This window comes from Roseobacter sp. FCG-D35, from assembly GCF_033436665.1.
Taxonomy (GTDB): Bacteria; Pseudomonadota; Alphaproteobacteria; order Rhodobacterales; family Rhodobacteraceae; genus JAWQFO01.
Genome location: NZ_JAWQFO010000009.1, coordinates 92814 through 111920 on the forward strand (window position 1 = coordinate 92814; position 19107 = coordinate 111920).

Annotated in this window: 16 protein-coding genes; 12 read left to right on the top strand and 4 right to left on the bottom strand. The window is 65.1% G+C overall.

Going from position 1 to position 19107, the window contains the following annotated elements; translation table 11 throughout:
• The first annotated feature begins 17 nt into the window (after positions 1-17).
• Positions 18-773, top strand: a complete 756-nt coding sequence (locus tag R5H30_RS18565) for an SDR family NAD(P)-dependent oxidoreductase (protein ID WP_318330114.1) — start codon at positions 18-20, stop codon at positions 771-773.
• A gap of 135 nt (positions 774-908) precedes the next feature.
• On the opposite strand, the gene R5H30_RS18570 is transcribed toward R5H30_RS18565, so the two are convergent.
• A complete protein-coding gene (locus R5H30_RS18570) occupies positions 909-1529 on the bottom strand; it encodes a TetR/AcrR family transcriptional regulator (protein ID WP_318330115.1) in 621 nt (206 codons plus the stop codon).
• 136 nt (positions 1530-1665) lie between these two features.
• Here R5H30_RS18570 and R5H30_RS18575 point away from each other — a divergent pair, with 136 nt between their 5' ends.
• Positions 1666-2232 (top strand): carboxymuconolactone decarboxylase family protein, encoded by a 567-nt coding sequence (locus R5H30_RS18575; RefSeq protein WP_318330116.1) that lies wholly within the window; start codon positions 1666-1668, stop codon positions 2230-2232.
• 81 nt (positions 2233-2313) lie between these two features.
• Here R5H30_RS18575 and R5H30_RS18580 read toward each other — a convergent pair whose 3' ends face one another.
• On the bottom strand, positions 2314-3354 hold the full coding sequence (locus R5H30_RS18580) for a zinc-dependent alcohol dehydrogenase family protein (RefSeq protein WP_318330117.1): 1041 nt from the start codon (positions 3352-3354) through the stop codon (positions 2314-2316).
• Between the two features lie 102 nt (positions 3355-3456).
• Positions 3457-4497 (bottom strand): hydroxyacid dehydrogenase, encoded by a 1041-nt coding sequence (locus tag R5H30_RS18585; RefSeq protein ID WP_318330118.1) that lies wholly within the window; start codon positions 4495-4497, stop codon positions 3457-3459.
• A gap of 258 nt (positions 4498-4755) precedes the next feature.
• On the opposite strand from R5H30_RS18585, the gene R5H30_RS18590 reads away from it, so the two are divergent.
• The 6 genes from R5H30_RS18590 (at position 4756) to R5H30_RS18615 (ending at position 11964) form a co-directional block, all read left to right on the top strand.
• Complete coding sequence (locus tag R5H30_RS18590; RefSeq protein ID WP_318330119.1) at positions 4756-6336, top strand: ABC transporter substrate-binding protein; 1581 nt, start codon at positions 4756-4758, stop codon at positions 6334-6336.
• Positions 6337-6480: 144 nt separating this feature from the next.
• Positions 6481-8046: an ABC transporter substrate-binding protein gene (locus R5H30_RS18595; RefSeq protein WP_318330120.1), complete on the top strand. Its 1566-nt coding sequence runs from the start codon at positions 6481-6483 to the stop codon at positions 8044-8046.
• Between the two features lie 51 nt (positions 8047-8097).
• A complete protein-coding gene (locus R5H30_RS18600; RefSeq protein WP_318330121.1) occupies positions 8098-9084 on the top strand; it encodes an ABC transporter permease in 987 nt (328 codons plus the stop codon).
• Complete coding sequence (locus R5H30_RS18605) at positions 9081-10031, top strand: ABC transporter permease (protein WP_318330122.1); 951 nt, start codon at positions 9081-9083, stop codon at positions 10029-10031. The genes R5H30_RS18600 and R5H30_RS18605 overlap by 4 nt, the downstream gene beginning before the upstream one ends.
• Positions 10028-11002, top strand: a complete 975-nt coding sequence (locus tag R5H30_RS18610) for an ABC transporter ATP-binding protein (protein ID WP_318330123.1) — start codon at positions 10028-10030, stop codon at positions 11000-11002. The genes R5H30_RS18605 and R5H30_RS18610 overlap by 4 nt, the downstream gene beginning before the upstream one ends.
• Positions 10999-11964: an ABC transporter ATP-binding protein gene (locus R5H30_RS18615; protein WP_318330124.1), complete on the top strand. Its 966-nt coding sequence runs from the start codon at positions 10999-11001 to the stop codon at positions 11962-11964. Before R5H30_RS18610 ends, R5H30_RS18615 begins: the two co-directional genes overlap by 4 nt.
• Before the next feature lie 14 nt (positions 11965-11978).
• On the opposite strand, the gene R5H30_RS18620 is transcribed toward R5H30_RS18615, so the two are convergent.
• The gene (locus R5H30_RS18620; protein WP_318330125.1) at positions 11979-12737 is read right to left on the bottom strand and encodes an IclR family transcriptional regulator; all 759 of its coding nucleotides are present in this window, start codon (positions 12735-12737) and stop codon (positions 11979-11981) included.
• A gap of 98 nt (positions 12738-12835) precedes the next feature.
• On the opposite strand from R5H30_RS18620, the gene R5H30_RS18625 reads away from it, so the two are divergent.
• The 4 genes from R5H30_RS18625 to R5H30_RS18640 all read left to right on the top strand — a co-directional run bounded on the left by R5H30_RS18625 (position 12836) and on the right by R5H30_RS18640 (position 19107).
• Complete coding sequence (locus R5H30_RS18625) at positions 12836-14437, top strand: GMC family oxidoreductase (RefSeq protein WP_318330126.1); 1602 nt, start codon at positions 12836-12838, stop codon at positions 14435-14437.
• A 135-nt stretch (positions 14438-14572) separates the two neighbouring features.
• Positions 14573-15667: a TRAP transporter substrate-binding protein gene (locus R5H30_RS18630; protein WP_318330127.1), complete on the top strand. Its 1095-nt coding sequence runs from the start codon at positions 14573-14575 to the stop codon at positions 15665-15667.
• A gap of 77 nt (positions 15668-15744) precedes the next feature.
• Positions 15745-18057, top strand: coding sequence for a TRAP transporter large permease subunit (locus R5H30_RS18635; protein ID WP_318330128.1), 2313 nt, complete (start codon positions 15745-15747; stop codon positions 18055-18057).
• A gap of 3 nt (positions 18058-18060) precedes the next feature.
• Complete coding sequence (locus R5H30_RS18640; RefSeq protein ID WP_318330129.1) at positions 18061-19107, top strand: DUF475 domain-containing protein; 1047 nt, start codon at positions 18061-18063, stop codon at positions 19105-19107.

Below are 19107 nucleotides of genomic sequence, written 5' to 3' on the forward strand. Positions count from 1 at the left end.
CTGACTGGGAGACAAGGATGCTTCAGGATCGCATCGCGCTGGTGACAGCGGCGGGATCGGGAATTGGCCGCGCCGGAGCCATCGCCATGGCGCGCGAGGGGGCGCACGTGATCGCCACCGATCTGAGCGCGGAGCTTGCCGAGGAGACGCTGGACATGATCCGCAAGGCCGGCGGGCGCGGGGAGGCCCGCGCGCTCGACGTCCGCGAAGATGCCGCCGCCGAGGCCGAGGTCGCGCGGGTAGCGACCGAGCACGGCCGCCTTGACGTGCTGCACAGCCATGCCGGCATCCAGATCGCGGGGCGGGCCGAAGATGTTTCCGCCAACGATATGGATGCAGCCTGGTCGCTTAACGTGCGGGCGCATTTCGTGCTGGCGCGGGCCGCGATCCCGGTGATGCGCGGGCAGGGCGGCGGGTCGGTGATCGTCACCGCCTCGAATTCGGGCTGCCAATACGATCGCGGCATGGTGAGCTACGCCACGACGAAACACGCCGCCGTGGCGATGGTAAAACAGATGGCCGCCGACTACGCGCGCGAAAACATCCGCTTCAACGCGCTCTGCCCGGGGTTCGTCGATACGCCCTTCAACGCAGGGTTCGAACAGCAGATGGGCGGGCGCGGCGCGCTGGAAGCTTACGTCTCCGACACCATCCCGATGGGGCGCTGGGCGAGCACGGACGAGATTGCCGAGGGCATCGTCTACCTTGCCTCGGACCGGTCGAGCTTCGTGACCGGGCTTGCACTGGTCATCGACGGTGGCGAGGTGTTGTGACCGGTTCCTGATTCCGGCGATCCCGAGGCGACTTGCACGACGGGCGCGTGTCGCCTTGAGGCGCTTGCGCCCGGCTGCGCTGTATCTCTGACTGTTCAAATGGCCAGCGTGAGCGACCCCCAAGTGAGCGTGCGATCAGGCAGTCTGTCTGAGCGCTTCGATCTCGTCGGCCATTTCGTCGGCCAAGGCGGCCAGTTCGTCGGTCAGGCCGACGCGTTGCGCTTCGATCCGCAAGGCGGTCACGTTCAGCATATAGCGCCGCGCCAGATGATCTGGATCGGCGGACGCGGACAACTCGCCAAGACGCTGCGCCTCTCGAAAGATGCCGGTGATTTCGGTGTTCATGCGGTCGAGGTAATCGTGCGCCGCACGGGCAATCATGCTGTCCTGTTCGCTGGTATCGAGCATCGATTTGACGATCATGCAGGCATAGGCCGCCTGTCCCGGATCGGGCCGTCCGAACGAGCGAAGAAAATCCGCCAGCGCCGACAGAGGCGAGGCCGCTTTCGCGATGAAGGACTCGAGCGATGCTTGCGTCAGCCCGAAATACCGTTCCAGCGCCGCGAGATATAGCGCCTCCTTGCTCTGGAATGCGGCATAGATGCTGCCCGGTTTCATGTGCAGGGCCTGCTCCAGGTCTTTCAGCGACGTCGCGTGATATCCCTTGCGCCAGAACAAGGTCATGGCGGCATCGAGGGCGAGGTTGCGATCATATGGCCGGGCGCGTTGCATGATCGGTATATACGCAGCGTTCATGCGATTGTCTCGCCAAGTTGACAGGCCTCACGTTTGAGTGAAGGCTCAAAGCCGGATCTTGAGCGATCACTCAAAGCGCATAGGTCGGATGGCACGGCGGGCATGCAGCCCGTACGAAATCAGCCGGAGACCAGATATGACCGAATTCACTTTGCATACCGCTCAGACCGCACCCGAAGCCTCCAAGCCGCTTCTGGCGAAATCCGAGGCGGCGTTCGGGATGATCCCCAGCCTGCACGCTGTCATGGCCGAAAGCCCGCAGATGCTCGAAGGGTACCAGCAGTTGCACAAGCTGTTTCAGGAAACCCACTTCAATCCCGAGGAACTGACGGTCGTCTGGCAGACCATCAACGTCGAGAACAATTGCCATTACTGCGTTCCGGCTCATACCGGCATCGCCAAGTCGATGAAGGTCGATGACGCGATCATCGACGCGCTACGCGACGGGACGCCGCTGCCTGATGCGAAACTCGAAGCTCTGCGCGACTTCACGCTGAAAATCGTGCGCGACCGAGGCGTCGTGGATGATGCCGCCGTGCAGGCTTTCCTCGATGCCGGTTTCACGCGGCGCAGCGTGCTCGACGTGATCCTCGGCTACGCGCAGAAGATCATGTCGAATTACACCAATCACTTCGCCGAGACCCCGGTCGACAAGCCGTTCCAGAAGTTCGCCTGGGACCCGGCTGCAACCAAGGCCGCATAGGCGGTCTGCAGCGAACGCGATCACAGCGCGATCGACGAACGGGCGGCGACTGGATGCGCCGCCCGTTTGCGTGCTGTAGAGTCAGAACTCGGTGATGACGGTCGCGCCGACCGACTGGAACCGGTCCATGGCCATCAATGCCGCGCCGGCCTCGGCAAGTGTTATGCGGTTGCCGACCAGCCTGGAGGGATCGAGCTTTCCGCTTCGCACCATGTCCAGCATGGCGCCATATCGATGCGCCTGCATGCCGTGGCTGCCGTAGATCTCGAGCTCGTGCGCGACGACCTGTGCCATTGGCACGGCCGGCGTCGCATGCTCGGCGAGCATCAGCCCGACCTGCACGTGCCGCCCGCGTCGGCGCAGGTTGCGGATCGAGTTTGCGCAGGTATCGGGGTGGCCGAGCGCGTCGAGCGAGACATGCGCGCCACCGCCGGTCAGGTCGATCACGGCTTCCGACACGTCCCCGGCGTCGCCCGCGTGAACTGTCGCGACCGCGCCGAAGTCTCGCGCCAACAACAGCTTGACCGGATCGATATCGACGGCCACGACATTGGCGCCCAGGGCGCTTGCGATCATCACCGCCGAAAGGCCGACACCGCCGCAGCCGTGCACCGCCACCCATTCGCCGGGCAGGGCCTTGCCCTGATCCACCACCGCCCGGAATGAGGTCGCGAAGCGGCAGCCGAGGCTGGCGGCAGCGGCAAAGTCCATGTCTTCGGGCAGCCTGACGAGGTTCAGGTCGGCATGGTGGATGGCGACGTATTCGGCGTAAGATCCCCAGTGGGTGAAGCCGGGCTGGAACTGGTTGTGGCAGACCTGCTGGTGGCCCGCATGGCATTCCGGGCAGGCTCCGCAGCCACCGACGAACGGCACCGTGACGCGATCTCCGGGCTTCCAGTTGCGCACCTCGGTGCCGACCGCCGCCACCGTTCCGGCAATCTCGTGGCCTGGGACATGGGGCAGGGTGATGTCAGGATCGTGCCCCATCCAGCCATGCCAGTCGCTGCGGCAAACGCCGGTGGCGCCGACCTTCAGCACAACGCCGTGCCGGTCCGGCAACGGGTCGTCGACGTCGACGACGCGGGGCGCCGCCTTGAATGTCTCAAAAAGCACTGCCTTCATCTATGGCTTCCTAAAAGCTGCCGTTTTCCCTGCTGATGAAGCGATCCGAGAGGAATGCCGCCGTCTACGCTCGCCAGAGCGCGTTCGGATCGATCCGCCGACTTAGTTGACCGAGACCATCTTGGACTGAAGGCGCGACACTGTCTCGCGCTCGGCCCGGCTGCAGCGCAGCGGCGGAAGGCCTCGGTCGAGTAGCGACATGTCTTCCAGAAGATAGTCGCCCATCAAGAAAAAGGCCTGCTCCAGCGCGCCGGCGCGATGCGCCGAGCGGATCATCCCGTCGAGGGTCCGCACCGGGTGGTCGGCCGGCATCGGTTCGGCGGGAAAGACGTCCGATGCGGCGCTGAGGCGTCCCGACCGTACGGCGTCCATCAGCGCATCGAAGTCGACCGCTTCGGCCCGGCTGAGCAGGATGAAGGCGCTGCCCTCGCGCATCGAGGCGAAAGCCTCCTGGCCGATCATACCCGCGTTTTCGCTGGTGATCCCGGCCACCACGAAGACCACGTCGCTCTGCGCCAGCACCGTTTCGAGAGACGCCGGGTCGGCACCTGCCGCGGCAATCACCGAGGGCGGCAACCAGGGATCATGGATGCGCGCCCGCACGTTGAAGGGTTCGAGCAGCCGGAACAGGGTCCGTCCGAGGTTGCCGAACCCGATCAGCCCGACCTCCGCGCCGCTCAGCAGGCGGGCGCGCCGGTTGCTCTCCAGCCCCCAGGTTTCGGTTCCCGCGCGGAATGCGGCATCGGCCTCGCTGACGCCGCGCAGCAGGTCGAGCGCCAGCGCAAGCCCCAGTTCAGCCACGGGCAGCGCGAAGACCGAGTTGGGTGTGACGACGTGGATGCCGCGCCGGAACAGGCTCTCGTAGGGCAGGTTGCCGGTGAAATTACCCTCGACGTTGAAAATGCAGCGCAGCGCGCTCATCCGGTCGGTCGTGTCCTCGGACAGCGCCGGTTGACCGATGAGGTAGCGCGCCGCGCCGAGTACGTCCGAGTCCAGCCGGGCGATGTCGGATGCCGGGCACTCGCGGATGTCGTAGCGATCGTGCAACTGCTCAAGCGCCTCTGGCCGGAAGATCAGCTTTAGCGTGCGCGGTTCCGGGGCGCTGATGACGATCGGCTTGGCAGGGTCCTCGGTCGGCGGCATCACGATCACCTGTCGTTTCAGACGTTGAATGCCTCGCAACTTACCGACCCATCCCGGGACAACAAGCCCGTGCGCGCTGGAGGGGTGCGCGGCCTGGCCGCGAACTCGCGCCTCTTTCCGCCACCCCGGCTGCCGCGAGGTCACCCGTCCGCATCACCGAAATCCGCCGCCACGCGGAAATAGCGGATGGGGCGCCTCTTGTGAAACCGGGTGTTTTGGCGAAGAGTGACTGCAGTCAAAAAGAAACTGGGAGACACCATGAACACCTTCAAATTGACCGTTGCAGCGACCCTCGCGGCCAGCATCGCACTTCCGGCGAGTGCCGAGACGTTGCGCTGGGCTCGCGCCGGCGACGCGCTGACGCTCGACCCGCACGCCCAGAACGAGGGGCCGACGCACACCATCCGCCACCAGATGTACGAACCGCTCATCATCCGCGACACGACCGGGGCCTTCGAGGCGGCACTCGCGACCGAGTGGGCGCCGAACGAGGACGACCCCAACGTCTGGACCTTCAAGCTGCGCGAGGGCGTGAAGTTCCACGACGGCGCCGACTTCACCGCCGAAGACGTGGTCTTCAGCTTCGAGCGCGCCAAGCAGCCGAACTCGGACATGAAGGAACTGATCGGCTCGATCACCGAGGTCCGCGCGGCCGACGACTACACCGTCGAGATCGTCACCGACGGTCCGAACCCGATCCTGCCGTCGAACCTCACCAATCTGTTCATGATGGACAAGGGCTGGACCGAGGCGAATGACACGGTGAACGTGCAGGACTTCGAGGGCGGCGAGATCACATTCGCCACCACGAACGCCAACGGCACCGGACCCTACGTGCTGCAAAGCCGCGAGCCGGACGTGAAGACCGTCATGACCCGCAACGAGGATTACTGGGGCCGCGACCAGTTCCCGATGGAAGTGACCGAGATCGTCTATACGCCGATCCAGAACGCCGCGACGCGGGTTGCCGCACTGCTGTCGGGCGAGGTCAACTTCCTGCAGGACATGCCGGTCCAGGACCTCGATCGCGTCAACAGCGCCGACGGGCTGGTGGTCAAGGAAGCCCCGCAGAATCGGGTGATCTTCTTCGGCATGAACATGGGCAGCGACGATATCGAGGCCGATAACATCGACGGCAAGAACCCGCTGGCCGATGCCCGCGTGCGCCAGGCCATGTCCAAGGCGATCAACCGCGAAGCGATCCAACAGGTCGTGATGCGCGGCCAGTCCCAGCCCGCGGGCATGATCGCGCCGCCGTTCGTGAACGGCTGGACCGAAGAGATGGATGCCGCAGGCGCCACGGATGTCGACGCCGCCAAGGCGCTGATGGAAGAAGCGGGCTATGCGGACGGCTTCTCGATCCGGCTCGACTGCCCGAACGATCGCTACATCAACGACGAGGCGATCTGCCAGGCGGCGGTCGGCATGCTCGGCCAGATCGGTGTGACCGTGAACCTCGACGCCAAGCCCAAGGCGCAGCACTTTCCGCTGATAACCGACGGGCAGACCGACTTCTACATGCTCGGCTGGGGTGTTCCGACCTACGATTCCGAGTACATCTTCAACTTCCTCGTGCACGGGCGCGAAGATGACATCGGCACCTGGAACGGCACCGGATTCGACAACGACGAGCTTGACGCCAAGATCAAGTCGCTGGCCTCCAACACCGATCTCGAAGCGCGTGACGCCGACATCGCCGACATCTGGAAGGTGGTGCAGGACGAGCAACTCTACATCCCGATCCACCACCAGGTCCTGAACTGGGGCATGGCCGAAGGTGTCGGGATCGAGGTCGACCCCGAAGACCAGCCGAAGGTGAAGTACATCACCATGAACTGACGCTGTCAGTCGGGGCCTCGGCCCAGGAAAAAAGTCCCGGGGGGCATGGCCTCCCCGGGGCGCATGTGATTGGTACGCATGGCCCGCATTTGCATGACGGGCTCTTGGTCTCGGTGCACGACAAGCAAAAACGGGGTGAGTACCATGAAACGCACGATTTTCGCAGCCTTCGCGGCTTCCGCCGTCGGCCTCTCGGCGAAGGCGGAAGAGTTCAACTGGGCGGTGACCACTGACCCGCAGACGCTTGATCCGCATGCGGTCAACTCGGCCCCGGTTCTGGGCTTTCTCAACAACGTCTACGAAGGGCTGGTCCGGCGCGGCAAGGACATGAGCGTCGAGCCGGCGCTTGCCACCGCCTGGGAGGCGATCGGAGAGGGAGAGGGCTGGCGCTTCACGCTGCGCGAAGGCGTCTCCTTCCACGACGGCGCGGCCTTCGACGCCGATGACGTTGTGTTCTCCTACGAACGCGCATCGAGCGAAGAGGCCGATACGAGCAGCTGGTTCGCCCCGGTCACCGAGGTCGTCAAGGTCGACGATTACACCGTCGACATTCTGACCAGCGCGCCCAATCCGATCTTCCCCGGGTCCATCGCCAACTGGATGATCATGGACAGCGGCTGGGCCGAGGCCAACGATGCAGCGCGCCCCGACAAGGAAAGCGGCAATTTCGCCACGCTCAACGCCAACGGCACTGGGGCGTTCAGGGTCACCGTGCGCGAGCCCGGCCTGCGCACCGAACTCGAACCCCATGACGCGTGGTGGGGCGAGGTCGAACACAATATCACCAAGGCGACGGTGCAGCCGGTGCAGAACCCGGCGACGGCCCTTGCGGCGCTGCTGTCGGGCGATGTCGATTTCATCAACCCGGTGCCGATCCAGGACGTGGCGCGGCTGCAGGAAAACCCCGACGTCAAGGTCATCCAGGGCATTGAAGCCCGGGTTATCGTACTGGGCTTCCCGCATGTCGCAGAAACGCTGAAATTCTCGTCGGAGACAACCGACGCGAACCCCTTCGCCGACCCGAAGGTCCGGCAGGCGGTGGCGCATGCGATCAACGTACCCGCGATACTGCAGACGATCATGCGCGGCGGCGCTGAGGCCGCGAACCAGCTGGTTTCACCCGCGATGAGCGGCTATTCCGAGGCACTTTCCGACCGGCCGGCCTACGACGTGGAGGCGGCCAAGGCGCTGCTGGCCGAGGCGGGCTATCCGGACGGGTTCTCCTTCGGTCTGAAGTGCCCCAACAACCGCTACCTCAACGACGAGGCGGTCTGCCAGGCGGTCACGGCGATGCTGGCACAGGCGGGCATGCGCGCCACGCTCGACGCCATGCCGGTGCAGAACTACTGGCCGGAACTGCGCGAAGGCAATTTCGACATGTACCTGCTGGGCTGGTCACCCGGCACCTTCGACGCCGAGCACCCGATCCGCTTCCTTGTCGCCACGCCGAACGACGAGAAAAAGCTCGGGTCTTGGAACTTCGGCGGCTACTCGAACGCCCGCATCGACGAGCTGCTGCCGATGATCCAGTCCGAACTGGACGAAAGCCGACGTCAGGAGATGCTGGACGAAACCGCGCAAATCCTGCAGGACGACACCGCCTACGTACCGCTCTATGTCCAGCCGCTGGTCTGGGGTGCGCGCAGCAACATCGATCTGACACAGCGCCCGGACGACTTCTTCCTGCTGCGCTGGGTCACCGTCAACTGATCCCGCGGGCGCGTCACGCGCCCCGGGGACCCTGAAAGGCATCAACCAACCATGCTGGCCTTCGTCATTCGCCGCATCGGGCAATCGCTGCTGGTCCTTCTGGTGGTCGGGCTCGTCGCGTTTTCGATGTTCCGGTTCGTCGGCGATCCGATCGACAACATGCTGGGGCAAGAGCGCACCATCGAGGATGTCGAGCGCCTGCGCGCGCAGCTCGGCCTCGATCAGCCGTTCCCGGTGCAATACTACAAGTTCCTCGAAGGCGCGGTGCAGGGCAATTTCGGCGTCAGCTACCGGCAGGGGCGCCCGGTGTCCGAAATCCTGCTCGAACGCGCGCCGGCGACGCTCGAGCTTGCCGCCGTGTCCGGGGTTCTCGCTGTGCTCTTCGGCATCGCGCTCGGGGTCTTCACCGCGATCCGCCGCAACGGGGCGGCGGCACATGCGATCATGGCGGCCTCGCTGATCGGCGTCTCGCTGCCAACTTTCCTGATCGGGATCCTGCTGATCTATCTTTTCTCGGTTGAACTCGGCTGGCTGCCGTCCTTCGGACGCGGCGACACCGTGCGGCTCGGCGACTGGTGGACGACAGGGTTTCTTACCGAAAGCGGGCTGAAGGCGCTGATCCTGCCGGCGATCACGCTCGGGCTCTACCAGATGACGCTGATCATGCGGCTGGTGCGTTCCGAGATGCTCGAGGTGCTGCGGCAGGACTACATCCGCTTCGCCCGGGCGCGCGGGCTGCGCGAGCGCGTCGTCAACTTCCGTCACGCACTCAAGAACACCATGGTGCCCGTGGTGACGGTCATCGGCCTGCAGCTTGGCGCCATCATCGCCTTTGCGATCATCACCGAGACCGTGTTCCAGTGGCCCGGCGTCGGACTGCTGTTCATCAACGCGATCCAGTTCGTCGACATCCCGGTGATGGCCGCTTACCTGATGCTGATCTCGGTGATGTTCGTTGGCATCAACCTGATCGTCGACATTCTTTACGTGATGATCGACCCGCGCCTGCGCGCCGACCGGACCGGAGGCCACGCATGACCGATACGCCGATGCCCCAGAAGGCGCGGGACAAGTCGCTCTGGGAGGACTTCCGAGACAGCGATTTCCTGCACGCGTTCAAGCGTTCGCCGGTGACGCAGGTGTCCTTCGCGGTGGTCTGTGTGCTGGTGCTGTCGGCCCTCTTTGCGCCGCTCATCGCACCGACCAACCCGTTCGACCCGTCGAGTCTGAACCTGATGAACGGTTTCACGCCGCCGATGGAGCCCAACGCGTTCACCGGCGACAGCTTCCTGATGGGGACCGACGACCAGGGCCGGGACGTGTTCTCGACGATCCTCTACGGCATGCGCGTGTCGCTCTTCGTCGGCGCTTCGGCGGTGCTTTTCGCGCTGGTGCTCGGGATCACGCTGGGCCTCGTGTCGGGCTATTTCGGCGGCTGGACTGAGACCATCATCATGCGCATCGCCGACGTGCAGCTGACCTTCCCGTCAATCCTCGTCGCGATGCTCATCTTCGGTGTCGCCAAGGGCTTCACGCCGGTCGAGTACCGAGACCAGATGGCGATCTGGGTGCTGATCCTCGCCATCGGCCTGTCCGACTGGGTGCAGTTCGCCCGCGTCGTGCGCGGCGCGACGCTGGTGGAGAAAAGCAAGGATTACGTGGCCGCCGCGCGCCTGATCGGTCGCAGCCCCTGGGCCATCATGATCAAGCACATCCTGCCCAACGCCCTGTCGCCGGTCCTGGTGATCGCCACCATTTCGCTGGCGCTTGCGATCATCGCCGAGGCGACCCTGTCCTTTCTCGGCGTCGGCGCGCCGCCCACGCAACCCTCGCTGGGCACGCTTATCCGGATCGGGCAGGGCTTCCTGTTCTCCGGCGAGTGGTGGATCCTCTTCTTTCCCGCCTGCACGCTTCTCGCGCTGGCCCTCAGCGTCAACCTGCTGGGCGACTGGCTGCGCGATGCACTGAACCCGAGGCTGCGTTGACCACTCCTGTTCTTTCGATCCGCAACCTGTCCGTCGACATCCCGACGCGGCACGGCATCCTCAAACCCGTCGACGGCGTGAGCTACGACATCGCCGGGGGCGAGATCCTCGGCGTCGTGGGCGAAAGCGGCGCTGGCAAATCGATGGCGGGCAATGCCGTCATCGGCCTGCTGAACGCGCCGGCGCATGTCTCGGGCGGTGAGATCTGGCTCAACGGTACGCGCATCGATCCGCTCAAGGGCGACGCCATGCGCCGGCTGCGCGGCAAGCAGATCGGCATGATCTTCCAGGACCCGCTGACCTCGCTCAACCCGCTGCTGACGGTGGGCGATCAGCTGACCGAGACCATGCTCACGCATCTGCCGATCCGCCGCAAGGAAGCCGAGCGCCGGGCCGTGGCCGCGCTGGAAGAGGTCGGTATCCCCGGTGCGCGCGAACGTATCGACAGCTACCCGCACGAGTTCTCGGGCGGCATGCGTCAGCGCGTCGTCATCGCGCTTGCGCTCTGCGCCGAGCCGAGCCTGATCATCGCCGACGAACCGACGACCGCGCTCGACGTGTCGGTTCAGGCGCAGATCATCGCGCTGCTGAAGCGCCTTTGCCGCGATCGCGGCACGGCAGTGATGCTGATCACCCACGACATGGGCGTCATCGCCGAGGCCGCGGACCGGGTCGCGGTGATGTACGCCGGTCGCCTGGCCGAGCTTGGTCCGGTTCGCGAGGTCCTGACCGAGCCGCGCCACCCCTACACCTACGGCCTGATGGCCTCGACGCCGTTGGCCTCGCAGGGCAAATCGCGCCTGCACCAGATCCCCGGTGCGATGCCCAAGCTCGACCGGATGCCCTCGGGGTGTGCCTTCCACCCGCGTTGCCCACGCGCCGAAGAGCGCTGCCGCGCCGAGCCCGGACCCGGCATCGTGGATGGTCGTGCCGCCTGCTTTTTCCCACGTGTCGCGGAGGAAGCGGTATGAGCGCCCATGTGATCGTACGCGGGCTGACGCGCATCTTCGACGTGTCGAAGCCCTGGCTGAACCGGGTTCTGGAACGGCGCGGCAAGGCCTTCCTGACCGCCGTGTCCGAGGTCGATTTCGAGATCGAGGAGCGCACCACTTACGCGCTGGTCGGCGAAAGCGGATCGGGAAAGTCGACGATCGGCAAGATGCTGGTGGGCCTGCTGTCGCCGACCGAAGGCGACGTCGAGATCGAAGGCGTCGACCTCGCCCGCGAACGCGACGCCCGCCGTGCCGCCACGGTGCGCTCGAATATCCAGATGATCTTCCAGGATCCCTATGCCTCGCTTAACCCGCGCTGGCGCGTACGCGACATCATCGTCGAGCCGGTGGCCTCCAAGGGCGGAGACACCGAATTGCTCGCCGAGCGGCTTCTGGAGCAGGTCGGATTGCATCCGACGGACGCCGGGAAGTTTCCGCACGAGTTTTCGGGCGGGCAGCGGCAGCGGATCTGCATCGCACGCGCACTGGCCTCGCAGCCGCGCCTGATCGTCTGCGACGAGCCGACCTCGGCGCTGGATGTGTCGGTGCAGGCGCAGGTGCTGAACCTGATGAGCGACCTCAAGGACGATCTGGGCCTGACCTACCTGCTGATCACCCACGACTTGACGGTGGTGCGGCACATGGCCGACCGCATCGGGGTGCTCTACCTCGGGCGGCTGGTCGAGGAGGCCGATCCGGAAACGCTGTTCGAGGCGCCCAAGCATCCCTATTCGCAGATGCTGCTCGACGCCGCGCCGCGCATGGACGCCTTCGGGCGCGAGGTGGTGCCGCCGACCGGTGAGATCCCGGATCCGATCGATCCGCCGAAGGGCTGCGCATTTCATCCGCGCTGTCCCATCGCCGCCGATATCTGCCGCAAGGAACGCCCCCGGATGCGCCCGCTCGGGACGACGAAGGTCGCCTGCCATCTCGCGGAGTGACGCGGAAGCGCGTTTCAGAACAGCGCGTCGCTGAGGCGTCGGGCGGCAAGGCCCAACATCTCGCGGCGCTCGATCGCCTCTTCGATCGACATGCGCTGGGTCGGGCCGTGAAAGGCCAGCGCGGCCACGAAACGGCCTGACGGGTCGGTGACGGGAACCGCGATGGCGATCATGCCGTCCAGGAATTCCTCGCGGTCGAGCGCGTAGCCCAGCTTTGCGATCTGCAGCAGCTCTTGCAGCAATGGCGCGGGCTGGGTGTGGGTCGCCGCCGTCATTCGCTTGAGATCCAGCGCGCCCACGAAGCGCTCGCGCTGTCCCGGCGCGAGACTGGCCAGAAAGCACTTGCCGCTTGCGGTGCAGTGAAACGGCACGTTGGTGCCCACGGCCAACTGGATCCGGAACGCCCAGTCGGTTTCGACCCGGTCGAGATAGCGCATGCCGGACTCTTCCGGCACCACGTAATTGACCGTCTCCCGGACCTCGCGCGCCACGTCGAGCAGGATCTGTCGTCGCGCAATGTGGTCGCGGGAATTGTGCAGGAGGCCCGAGCCCAGTTCGCGCAGACGCCGCGCAACCTGGTAGTGGCGCGAGTTGCCTTGCCGGGCGATGAACCCGTTCGCCTCCAGCGTCGCGCAGAGCCTGTGAACGGTCTGCTTGGGCAACCCGATCGACGCATTGATCTCGGTCGCGGTCAGCGCCCGATCGCTTTTGCCGAGTACCTCCAGAATCAGCAGCGTCCGCAGGTTGGTGGGAATGCGCGCGGGATCTGCCATGTGACGGTCTCGCCAGAATCGACGTTGATTTGTGTGCGAATCAAGGTAGCGTTAAAAAACAGGAATAGAAGTCTCAATTTTTGGCAAATCGGGGCGCCATGGAATTCGATTTCGTGATCGTGGGGGCGGGGTCCGCAGGGTGCGCCATCGCTGGCAGGCTGTCGGAGAACGGTCGCCACACGGTCGCGCTGCTCGAGGCCGGTCCGCGCGACACGAACCCCTGGATCCATGTCCCGGTCGGGTATTTCCGCACGATGGGCCATCCGGGCACCGACTGGCGCTACCGGACGCAGCCTGATGCGGGGCTCGCCGGCCGGTCGATCCCCTGGCCGCGCGGGCGGGTTCTGGGCGGATCGAGCTCGATCAACGGCCTGCTCTACGTCCGAGGCCAGCCACAGGATTACGATGGCTGGGCGCAGATGGGCTGCACCGGCTGGTCCTGGAACGATGTCCTGCCCTATTTCAAGCGCTCCGAAAGCTGGAAGGGGGCGGACGGCGACGGATTGCGCGGCTGCGACGGGCCTCTGTCGGTGCAGTCCTCACGTCTCGAACGCAAGATCGTCGACCTGTGGATCGACGCGGCCGAGGCGGCGGGCTACCGACGCAACCCCGACTACAACGGGGCGGACCAGGAAGGGGTCGGCTACTTCCAACTGACGATGAAGGGCGGGCGGCGCTGCTCGGCGGCTGTTGCCTATCTCTGGCCCGCGCGGAACCGAAAGAACCTGGAGATCCTGACGGACGCTCAGACCGAAAAGGTCTTGCTCGAGGACGGCAGGGCCGTGGGCGTTCGCGCCCGGATCAAAGGGGCATTCCGCAACATCCGGGCGCGACGCGAGGTAATCTTGAGCGCGGGTGCCATTGGCTCTCCGCAGATCCTGATGCTCTCGGGCATCGGCGATCCCGACGAGCTCGCACCACACGGCATTGTCGTGAAGGTCGCGGCAGCGGACGTCGGCAAGAACCTGCAGGACCACCTGCAGGCCCGTCCGGTGTTCAAGACCCGGCTATCCACGATCAACACCGAGACCAGCAACGTTTTCAAGCAGGCGGCGATCGCGGCGCAGTACGCGCTGACCCAACGCGGGCCGATGACCATGGCCGCAAGTCTCGGCACCGGCTTTCTCAAGACCGAGGACCGGCTCGAGACGCCCGACATCCAGTTCCACATCCAGCCCTTCAGCGCCGACAACCCGGCCGACGGCCCGCACCCGTTCTCGGCCTTCACCGCCTCGGTGCTGCAACTGCGGCCCGAAAGCGCGGGCTACCTGAAACTGGCCTCGGCCAACATGGACGCGCATCCCGAGATCCACCCGCGCTACCTCGACACCGAGACCGACCGCCGCACCATCGTCCGGGGCATCCAGGTCGCCCGGAAGATCGCCGGAACCGAACCCTTGAAATCGCACATCACCGAGGAACATGCACCCGGCGCGGGGGTCGGCGCCGATGACGAGGCGGCGATTCTCGACTGGGCGCGGCGCACGGCCGTGACGATCTATCACCCGACCGGAACCTGCCGGATGGGCATCGACGATAGCGCGGTGGTCGATCCGCGCCTGCGGGTCCGCGGCGTGCGCGGCCTGCGCGTCGCGGATGCCTCGATCATGCCGCGCATCGTCAGCGGCAACACCAACGCGCCCGCGATCATGATCGGCGAGAAGGCCAGCGACATGGTGCTCGAGGACGCCCGCGCATGACCGCGCGTCAAAATATTCCGCAGGCTCGTCCGCAGAGGAGAGCGGACGCGGGCCTGCAAGACCGAACCGGGGCACCGCCTTCGTCCCCGGACCCACAACAACAACACAGAAGGCGACAGACCTGGGAGGACCCCAATGCGTACCCTTAGAACCCTGACCGCCGGCGCCGCTGCGCTGGCGATCTCGGCCAGCGGACTTCTGGCCGAAACCGTCATCCGCGTGCAGTCGGTGATTCCGGCGCAGGCCGACGAAGTCACGATGCTCAACGAGTTCGCCGCCGACGTGGCGGCCCTGACCGACGGAGAGGTCAAGATCGAGGTACTGCCCGCCGGCGCCGTGGTCGGTGTGCAGGAAACGCTCGACGCCGTCGACAGTGGCCTGATCGAAGGCGGTTTCGCCTGGACGCACTACTGGTCGGGCAAGCACCCGGCGGCGATGCTCTTCGGCTCGCCCGTGGCGGGCGCCGGCGTCGGCATCGACAACATCGCCTTCGTGAGCTGGTTCCAGTACGGCGGCGGAAAAGAGCTTTACGACCGGCTCTGGGACGAGATGGGCGTGAACGTGAAGGGCTTCATGCTGCAGCCCGTCGGCCCCGAGGCGCTGGGCTGGTTCAAGGAGCCGATCGCCTCGATGGAGGACTTCCGCAAGTACCGCTTCCGCACGCCACCGGGCATTCCGGGCCAGACCTACAAGGACATCGGTGTCGCCTCGGTCGCGATGGGCGGCGGGGACATTCTGCCGGCGCTGGAAAAGGGCACCATCGACGCTGCCGAATGGTGCTGCCCCAAGCCCGACTCGGTCTTCGGCTTCCAGAAGGTGCTCAAGCACTATTACCTGCAGGGCCTGCATCAGGTCGTCGTGAACGCCGATCTCTACATCAACGGTGACGTCTACGACTCGCTGACCCCGCTGCAGCAAAAGGCGCTGGAGGTGGCGGCGAACGCCTCGCTGTCGAAGGCGATGTCCTACCGGATCTACGAGAACGGCAAGGCACTCAAGGATCTGACCGAGAACCACGGCGTGATCCTGCATGACACGCCGGCGGATTACTTCACCGAGTACATGCAGGCCGCCAGGGCCGCGCTCGAGACCAATGCCGCCGAGAACGAGTTCTTCGCCGAGGTCTGGCAGAGCCAGAAGGATTTTGCCGAGATCGCGGTTCCGTTCTGGGCCGGTGCGCAGACCTCGAACGCCAATCTCGGCCGCGCTTTCGCGGACAGCCTCAAGTAACCCGCCTTCGGGCCTTGAACGCTCCCGCCGCCGGCGGGGGCGTTCGTCGAATGCAAAAAGACCATGGGGGCAGGGGCATGGCCGAAGACGCGGTCGCCGAAGAACTCGACATCACCGACGAACTGATCGCCGAGCGCCGCGCCGGTCGACCGGGCGAAACCCCGCCCGACATGACCCCGTGGATGCGCCCCGTCGTCGCCGTCATCGACACCATCAACCTCTGGGCCGGGCGGATCATCTGCCTGCTGATGATCCCGCTGATCCTGTCGATCGTCTTCGAGGTATTCTCGCGCAACATGTTCGCGATCCTGACCCAGAACGGGATGAGCGACGTCGCCATCGACTGGGGCTTCGGCCCGACGCTCTGGGTCTACGACGTCAGCCGGATGCTGGGCGGCGTTCTGTTTATGGCCGCGGCGGGCTACGCGCTGATGCGCGGCGTGCACATCCGCGCCGATTTCCTCTATCGCGGCTGGTCGGCGAAGACGCAGGCGACCGTGGACGCAACGCTCTATCTGGCCTTCTACATCCCGGCGATGCTGTTCTTCACCTGGGTCTCGGCGGAATACTGGCTCAAGGCCTTCTGGTCGGGTGAGCAGGCCTCGGACTCGACCTGGGCTCCGGTGCTCTGGCCCGCGCGGCTGGCGATGCCGCTCGGTGCCTTCCTTCTGCTGCTTCAGGGCATTCCCGAACTCTTCCGTGCGTTTCACCAAATGGGCCGCGCGCGCGAGCGGATCTTCCTGCGCATTCTGCCGTTCTACCTCGTGGTCCTCGCGCTGATCACGCTGGGCGTGTTCTTCCCGAACGTCCTGCCGCTAGGCGATTTGTGGGAGGGAATCTTCGGCGCAGGACCGGGCGTCGACAAGCCGGTGATCGGGCTGATCATGCTGGCGGCGATGCTGTTTGCGATTTTCGTCGGCTTTCCGATTTCCTTCACGCTGATTTTCCTCGGCTTCGTCTTCGGCACCTGGGGTGCGAACTTCAAGCTCGCCACCTTCCTGATGACGCTGCAGACCAACTCGGTGATGCTGTCGGATCAGCTGGTGGCGGTGCCGCTCTTCATCTTCATGGGGATCGTGATGGAGCAGGCCGGCCTTATGGAGCGCCTGTTTCAGGCCGTGCAGATGATGATGAGCCGCACGCGCGGGGCGCTGTTCATTGCAGTGCTGTTCGTCTCGACGATCTTCGCCGCTGCAACCGGGATCGTGGGCGCCTCGGTCACAATTCTCGGGATCATGGCGGCGCGCACGATGAACCGCTCGGGCTACGACGTGCGGCTCGCCGCCGGCACCATCACCGCCGGCGGCACACTGGGGATCCTGATCCCGCCCTCGATCATGCTGATCGTCATGGGTCCAGTGCTCGAGGTGCCGGTGACCGACCTCTTCCGCGCCGCGATCCTTCCGGGCGTGATGCTGGCCGGGCTTTACCTGCTTTACGCGCTGGGGCGCTGCTGGCTCAACCCGGACATGGGACCGATCCTGCCACCCGAAGAGCAGCCCGAGACCTCGAACTACTACCTGCTGGAAGTCGTGCTTGTCATGGCCGCGCTGGTGTTCCTGATATGGCTGATCACGCGCGGTATCGTCGCGGGCTTCGGCTTTCCGCTCGGTGCGATCGTCGTGCCGCTTGCCTGGATCGGCGTGATGTACGCTGCCTATTCCTGGCTCGACCGCGCGCGTCCCGGCGGGTTCTACTTCTCGCCGCTCTGGTACGAGTTTTTCATGGGTCTCGTGCCGCCCACCGTGCTGATCGCCTTCGCACTCGGCTCGATCCTCGCCGGCTGGGCCACGCCCGCGGAAGCCTCGGCCTGCGGCGCGTTCGGCGCGGTGCTGCTCTCGATGCTCTACCGCAAGTTCACGATCCCCGGCCTTTACGACGCGCTGATCAAGAGCCTCGAGATCACCGTGCTGATCATGTTCCTGGTCGCGGCCTCGAACTTCTTCGGCGCGGTCTTTTCCAACCTCGGCACGCCGAAGATGCTGACCGAACTTCTGCTCAGCCTCGACATGTCGCCGGTGCTGGTCCTGATCCTGATCATGGCGCTGATCTTCCTGCTGGGCTGGCCGCTCGAATGGGTGCCGATCGTGCTGATCATAGTGCCGATCCTGATCCCGACCGTGACCTCGCTCGACCTCGGGTTCGCGACCGAATCCGATCTGCTGATCTGGTTTGCGATCCTCGTGGCGGTGAACCTTCAGACGGCCTGGCTCAGTCCGCCGGTGGCGCTTTCGGCCTACTTCCTCAAGGGCGTGGTGCCGGAGTGGGACCTGCGCGACATCTACCTCGGCATGATGCAGTTCATGGTGATCCAGGTGATCGGTCTGGTGCTGATCTTCCTCTTCCCGATGATCGCACTCTGGCTGCCGCATTTCACCTATGGGCCGTAAGCGATGACCGCGCCGCGCTCCGCCACCTCCTATCTCAAATGGCCGCTGATCGTGACGGCGGTGGGCCTGTTCCTGTCCGGCTGGGTCGGCTGGGCGACCGAGAACAGCTTTGGCGGAATCCTGTCCTTCCTGCTGATCGGCGCGGTGCTGGCGGCCCTCGAGATCGCGCTGTCCTTCGACAACGCCATCGTGAACGCCAACAAGCTTGTCGAGATGACGCCGGTCTGGCGGCAGCGGTTTCTGACCTGGGGCATCCTGATCGCCGTCTTCGGGATGCGCATCGTCTTCCCGCTCGCCATCGTCGCGATCTTTGCCTGGATCAATCCGTTCGAGGCCATGCGCCTCGCGCTGGCGGAGCCGGCCGAGTATTCGCGGATCATCGCAAGCGCGCATGGCTCCATCGCCGCCTTCGGAGGCACCTTCCTGATGATGGTCGCGCTGAAGTTCTTCGTCGACGAGGACAAGTCCATCGACTGGATCGGCGTGCTCGAACGCAACCTGCGCCGCTGTGGCTCGGTACGCGGCTTCGAGATTGCGCTCGTGCTGCTGATCATTCTCGTGATCTCGCGCTTTCTCGCGCCCGAGGTCCGGTCGAGTTTCCTGTTCTCGGCCATCGCCGGACTGCTCGTCTTCACGCTGGTCGATGGGCTCGGCACCTTTCTCGACTACACCGCCACCCGCATGGCGCAGGCGGGCGCGCGCGGCGGGCTGGGCGCGTTTCTCTATCTCGAGGTGCTCGACGCGAGCTTTTCCTTCGACGGGGTGATCGGCGCCTTTGCTCTCACGACCAACATCCTGCTGATCGCCATCGGGCTCGGGATCGGAGCGATGTACGTCCGCTCGATGACCATCATGCTGGTCGAGAAGGGCACTCTGCAGGAATTCCGCTATCTCGAACACGGAGCGTTTTACTCGATCTTTGCCCTTTCGCTGGTGATGTTCGTGCAATCGCTCACCCACGTGCCCGAGATCCTGACCGGCGGGCTGGGCGTGGCCTTTATCGGTTATGCCTTTGTCTCGTCGGTCCGTCATAACCAGCGCCAAACCTGA

Excerpts from the sequence above, each read along its gene's own strand:
- R5H30_RS18605 (WP_318330122.1), top strand. The coding sequence starts at position 9,081 with ATGACCGATACGCCGATGCCCCAGAAGGCGCGGGACAAGTCGCTCTGG.
- R5H30_RS18625 (WP_318330126.1), top strand. The coding sequence starts at position 12,836 with ATGGAATTCGATTTCGTGATCGTGGGGGCGGGGTCCGCAGGGTGCGCC.
- R5H30_RS18630 (WP_318330127.1), top strand. The coding sequence starts at position 14,573 with ATGCGTACCCTTAGAACCCTGACCGCCGGCGCCGCTGCGCTGGCGATC.
- R5H30_RS18570 (WP_318330115.1), bottom strand. The coding sequence starts at position 1,529 with ATGAACGCTGCGTATATACCGATCATGCAACGCGCCCGGCCATATGAT.
- R5H30_RS18640 (WP_318330129.1), top strand. The coding sequence starts at position 18,061 with ATGACCGCGCCGCGCTCCGCCACCTCCTATCTCAAATGGCCGCTGATC.
- R5H30_RS18615 (WP_318330124.1), top strand. The coding sequence starts at position 10,999 with ATGAGCGCCCATGTGATCGTACGCGGGCTGACGCGCATCTTCGACGTG.
- R5H30_RS18580 (WP_318330117.1), bottom strand. The coding sequence starts at position 3,354 with ATGAAGGCAGTGCTTTTTGAGACATTCAAGGCGGCGCCCCGCGTCGTC.
- R5H30_RS18595 (WP_318330120.1), top strand. The coding sequence starts at position 6,481 with ATGAAACGCACGATTTTCGCAGCCTTCGCGGCTTCCGCCGTCGGCCTC.
- R5H30_RS18600 (WP_318330121.1), top strand. The coding sequence starts at position 8,098 with ATGCTGGCCTTCGTCATTCGCCGCATCGGGCAATCGCTGCTGGTCCTT.
- R5H30_RS18635 (WP_318330128.1), top strand. The coding sequence starts at position 15,745 with ATGGCCGAAGACGCGGTCGCCGAAGAACTCGACATCACCGACGAACTG.
- R5H30_RS18585 (WP_318330118.1), bottom strand. The coding sequence starts at position 4,497 with ATGCCGCCGACCGAGGACCCTGCCAAGCCGATCGTCATCAGCGCCCCG.
- R5H30_RS18590 (WP_318330119.1), top strand. The coding sequence starts at position 4,756 with ATGAACACCTTCAAATTGACCGTTGCAGCGACCCTCGCGGCCAGCATC.
- R5H30_RS18620 (WP_318330125.1), bottom strand. The coding sequence starts at position 12,737 with ATGGCAGATCCCGCGCGCATTCCCACCAACCTGCGGACGCTGCTGATT.
- R5H30_RS18565 (WP_318330114.1), top strand. The coding sequence starts at position 18 with ATGCTTCAGGATCGCATCGCGCTGGTGACAGCGGCGGGATCGGGAATT.
- R5H30_RS18575 (WP_318330116.1), top strand. The coding sequence starts at position 1,666 with ATGACCGAATTCACTTTGCATACCGCTCAGACCGCACCCGAAGCCTCC.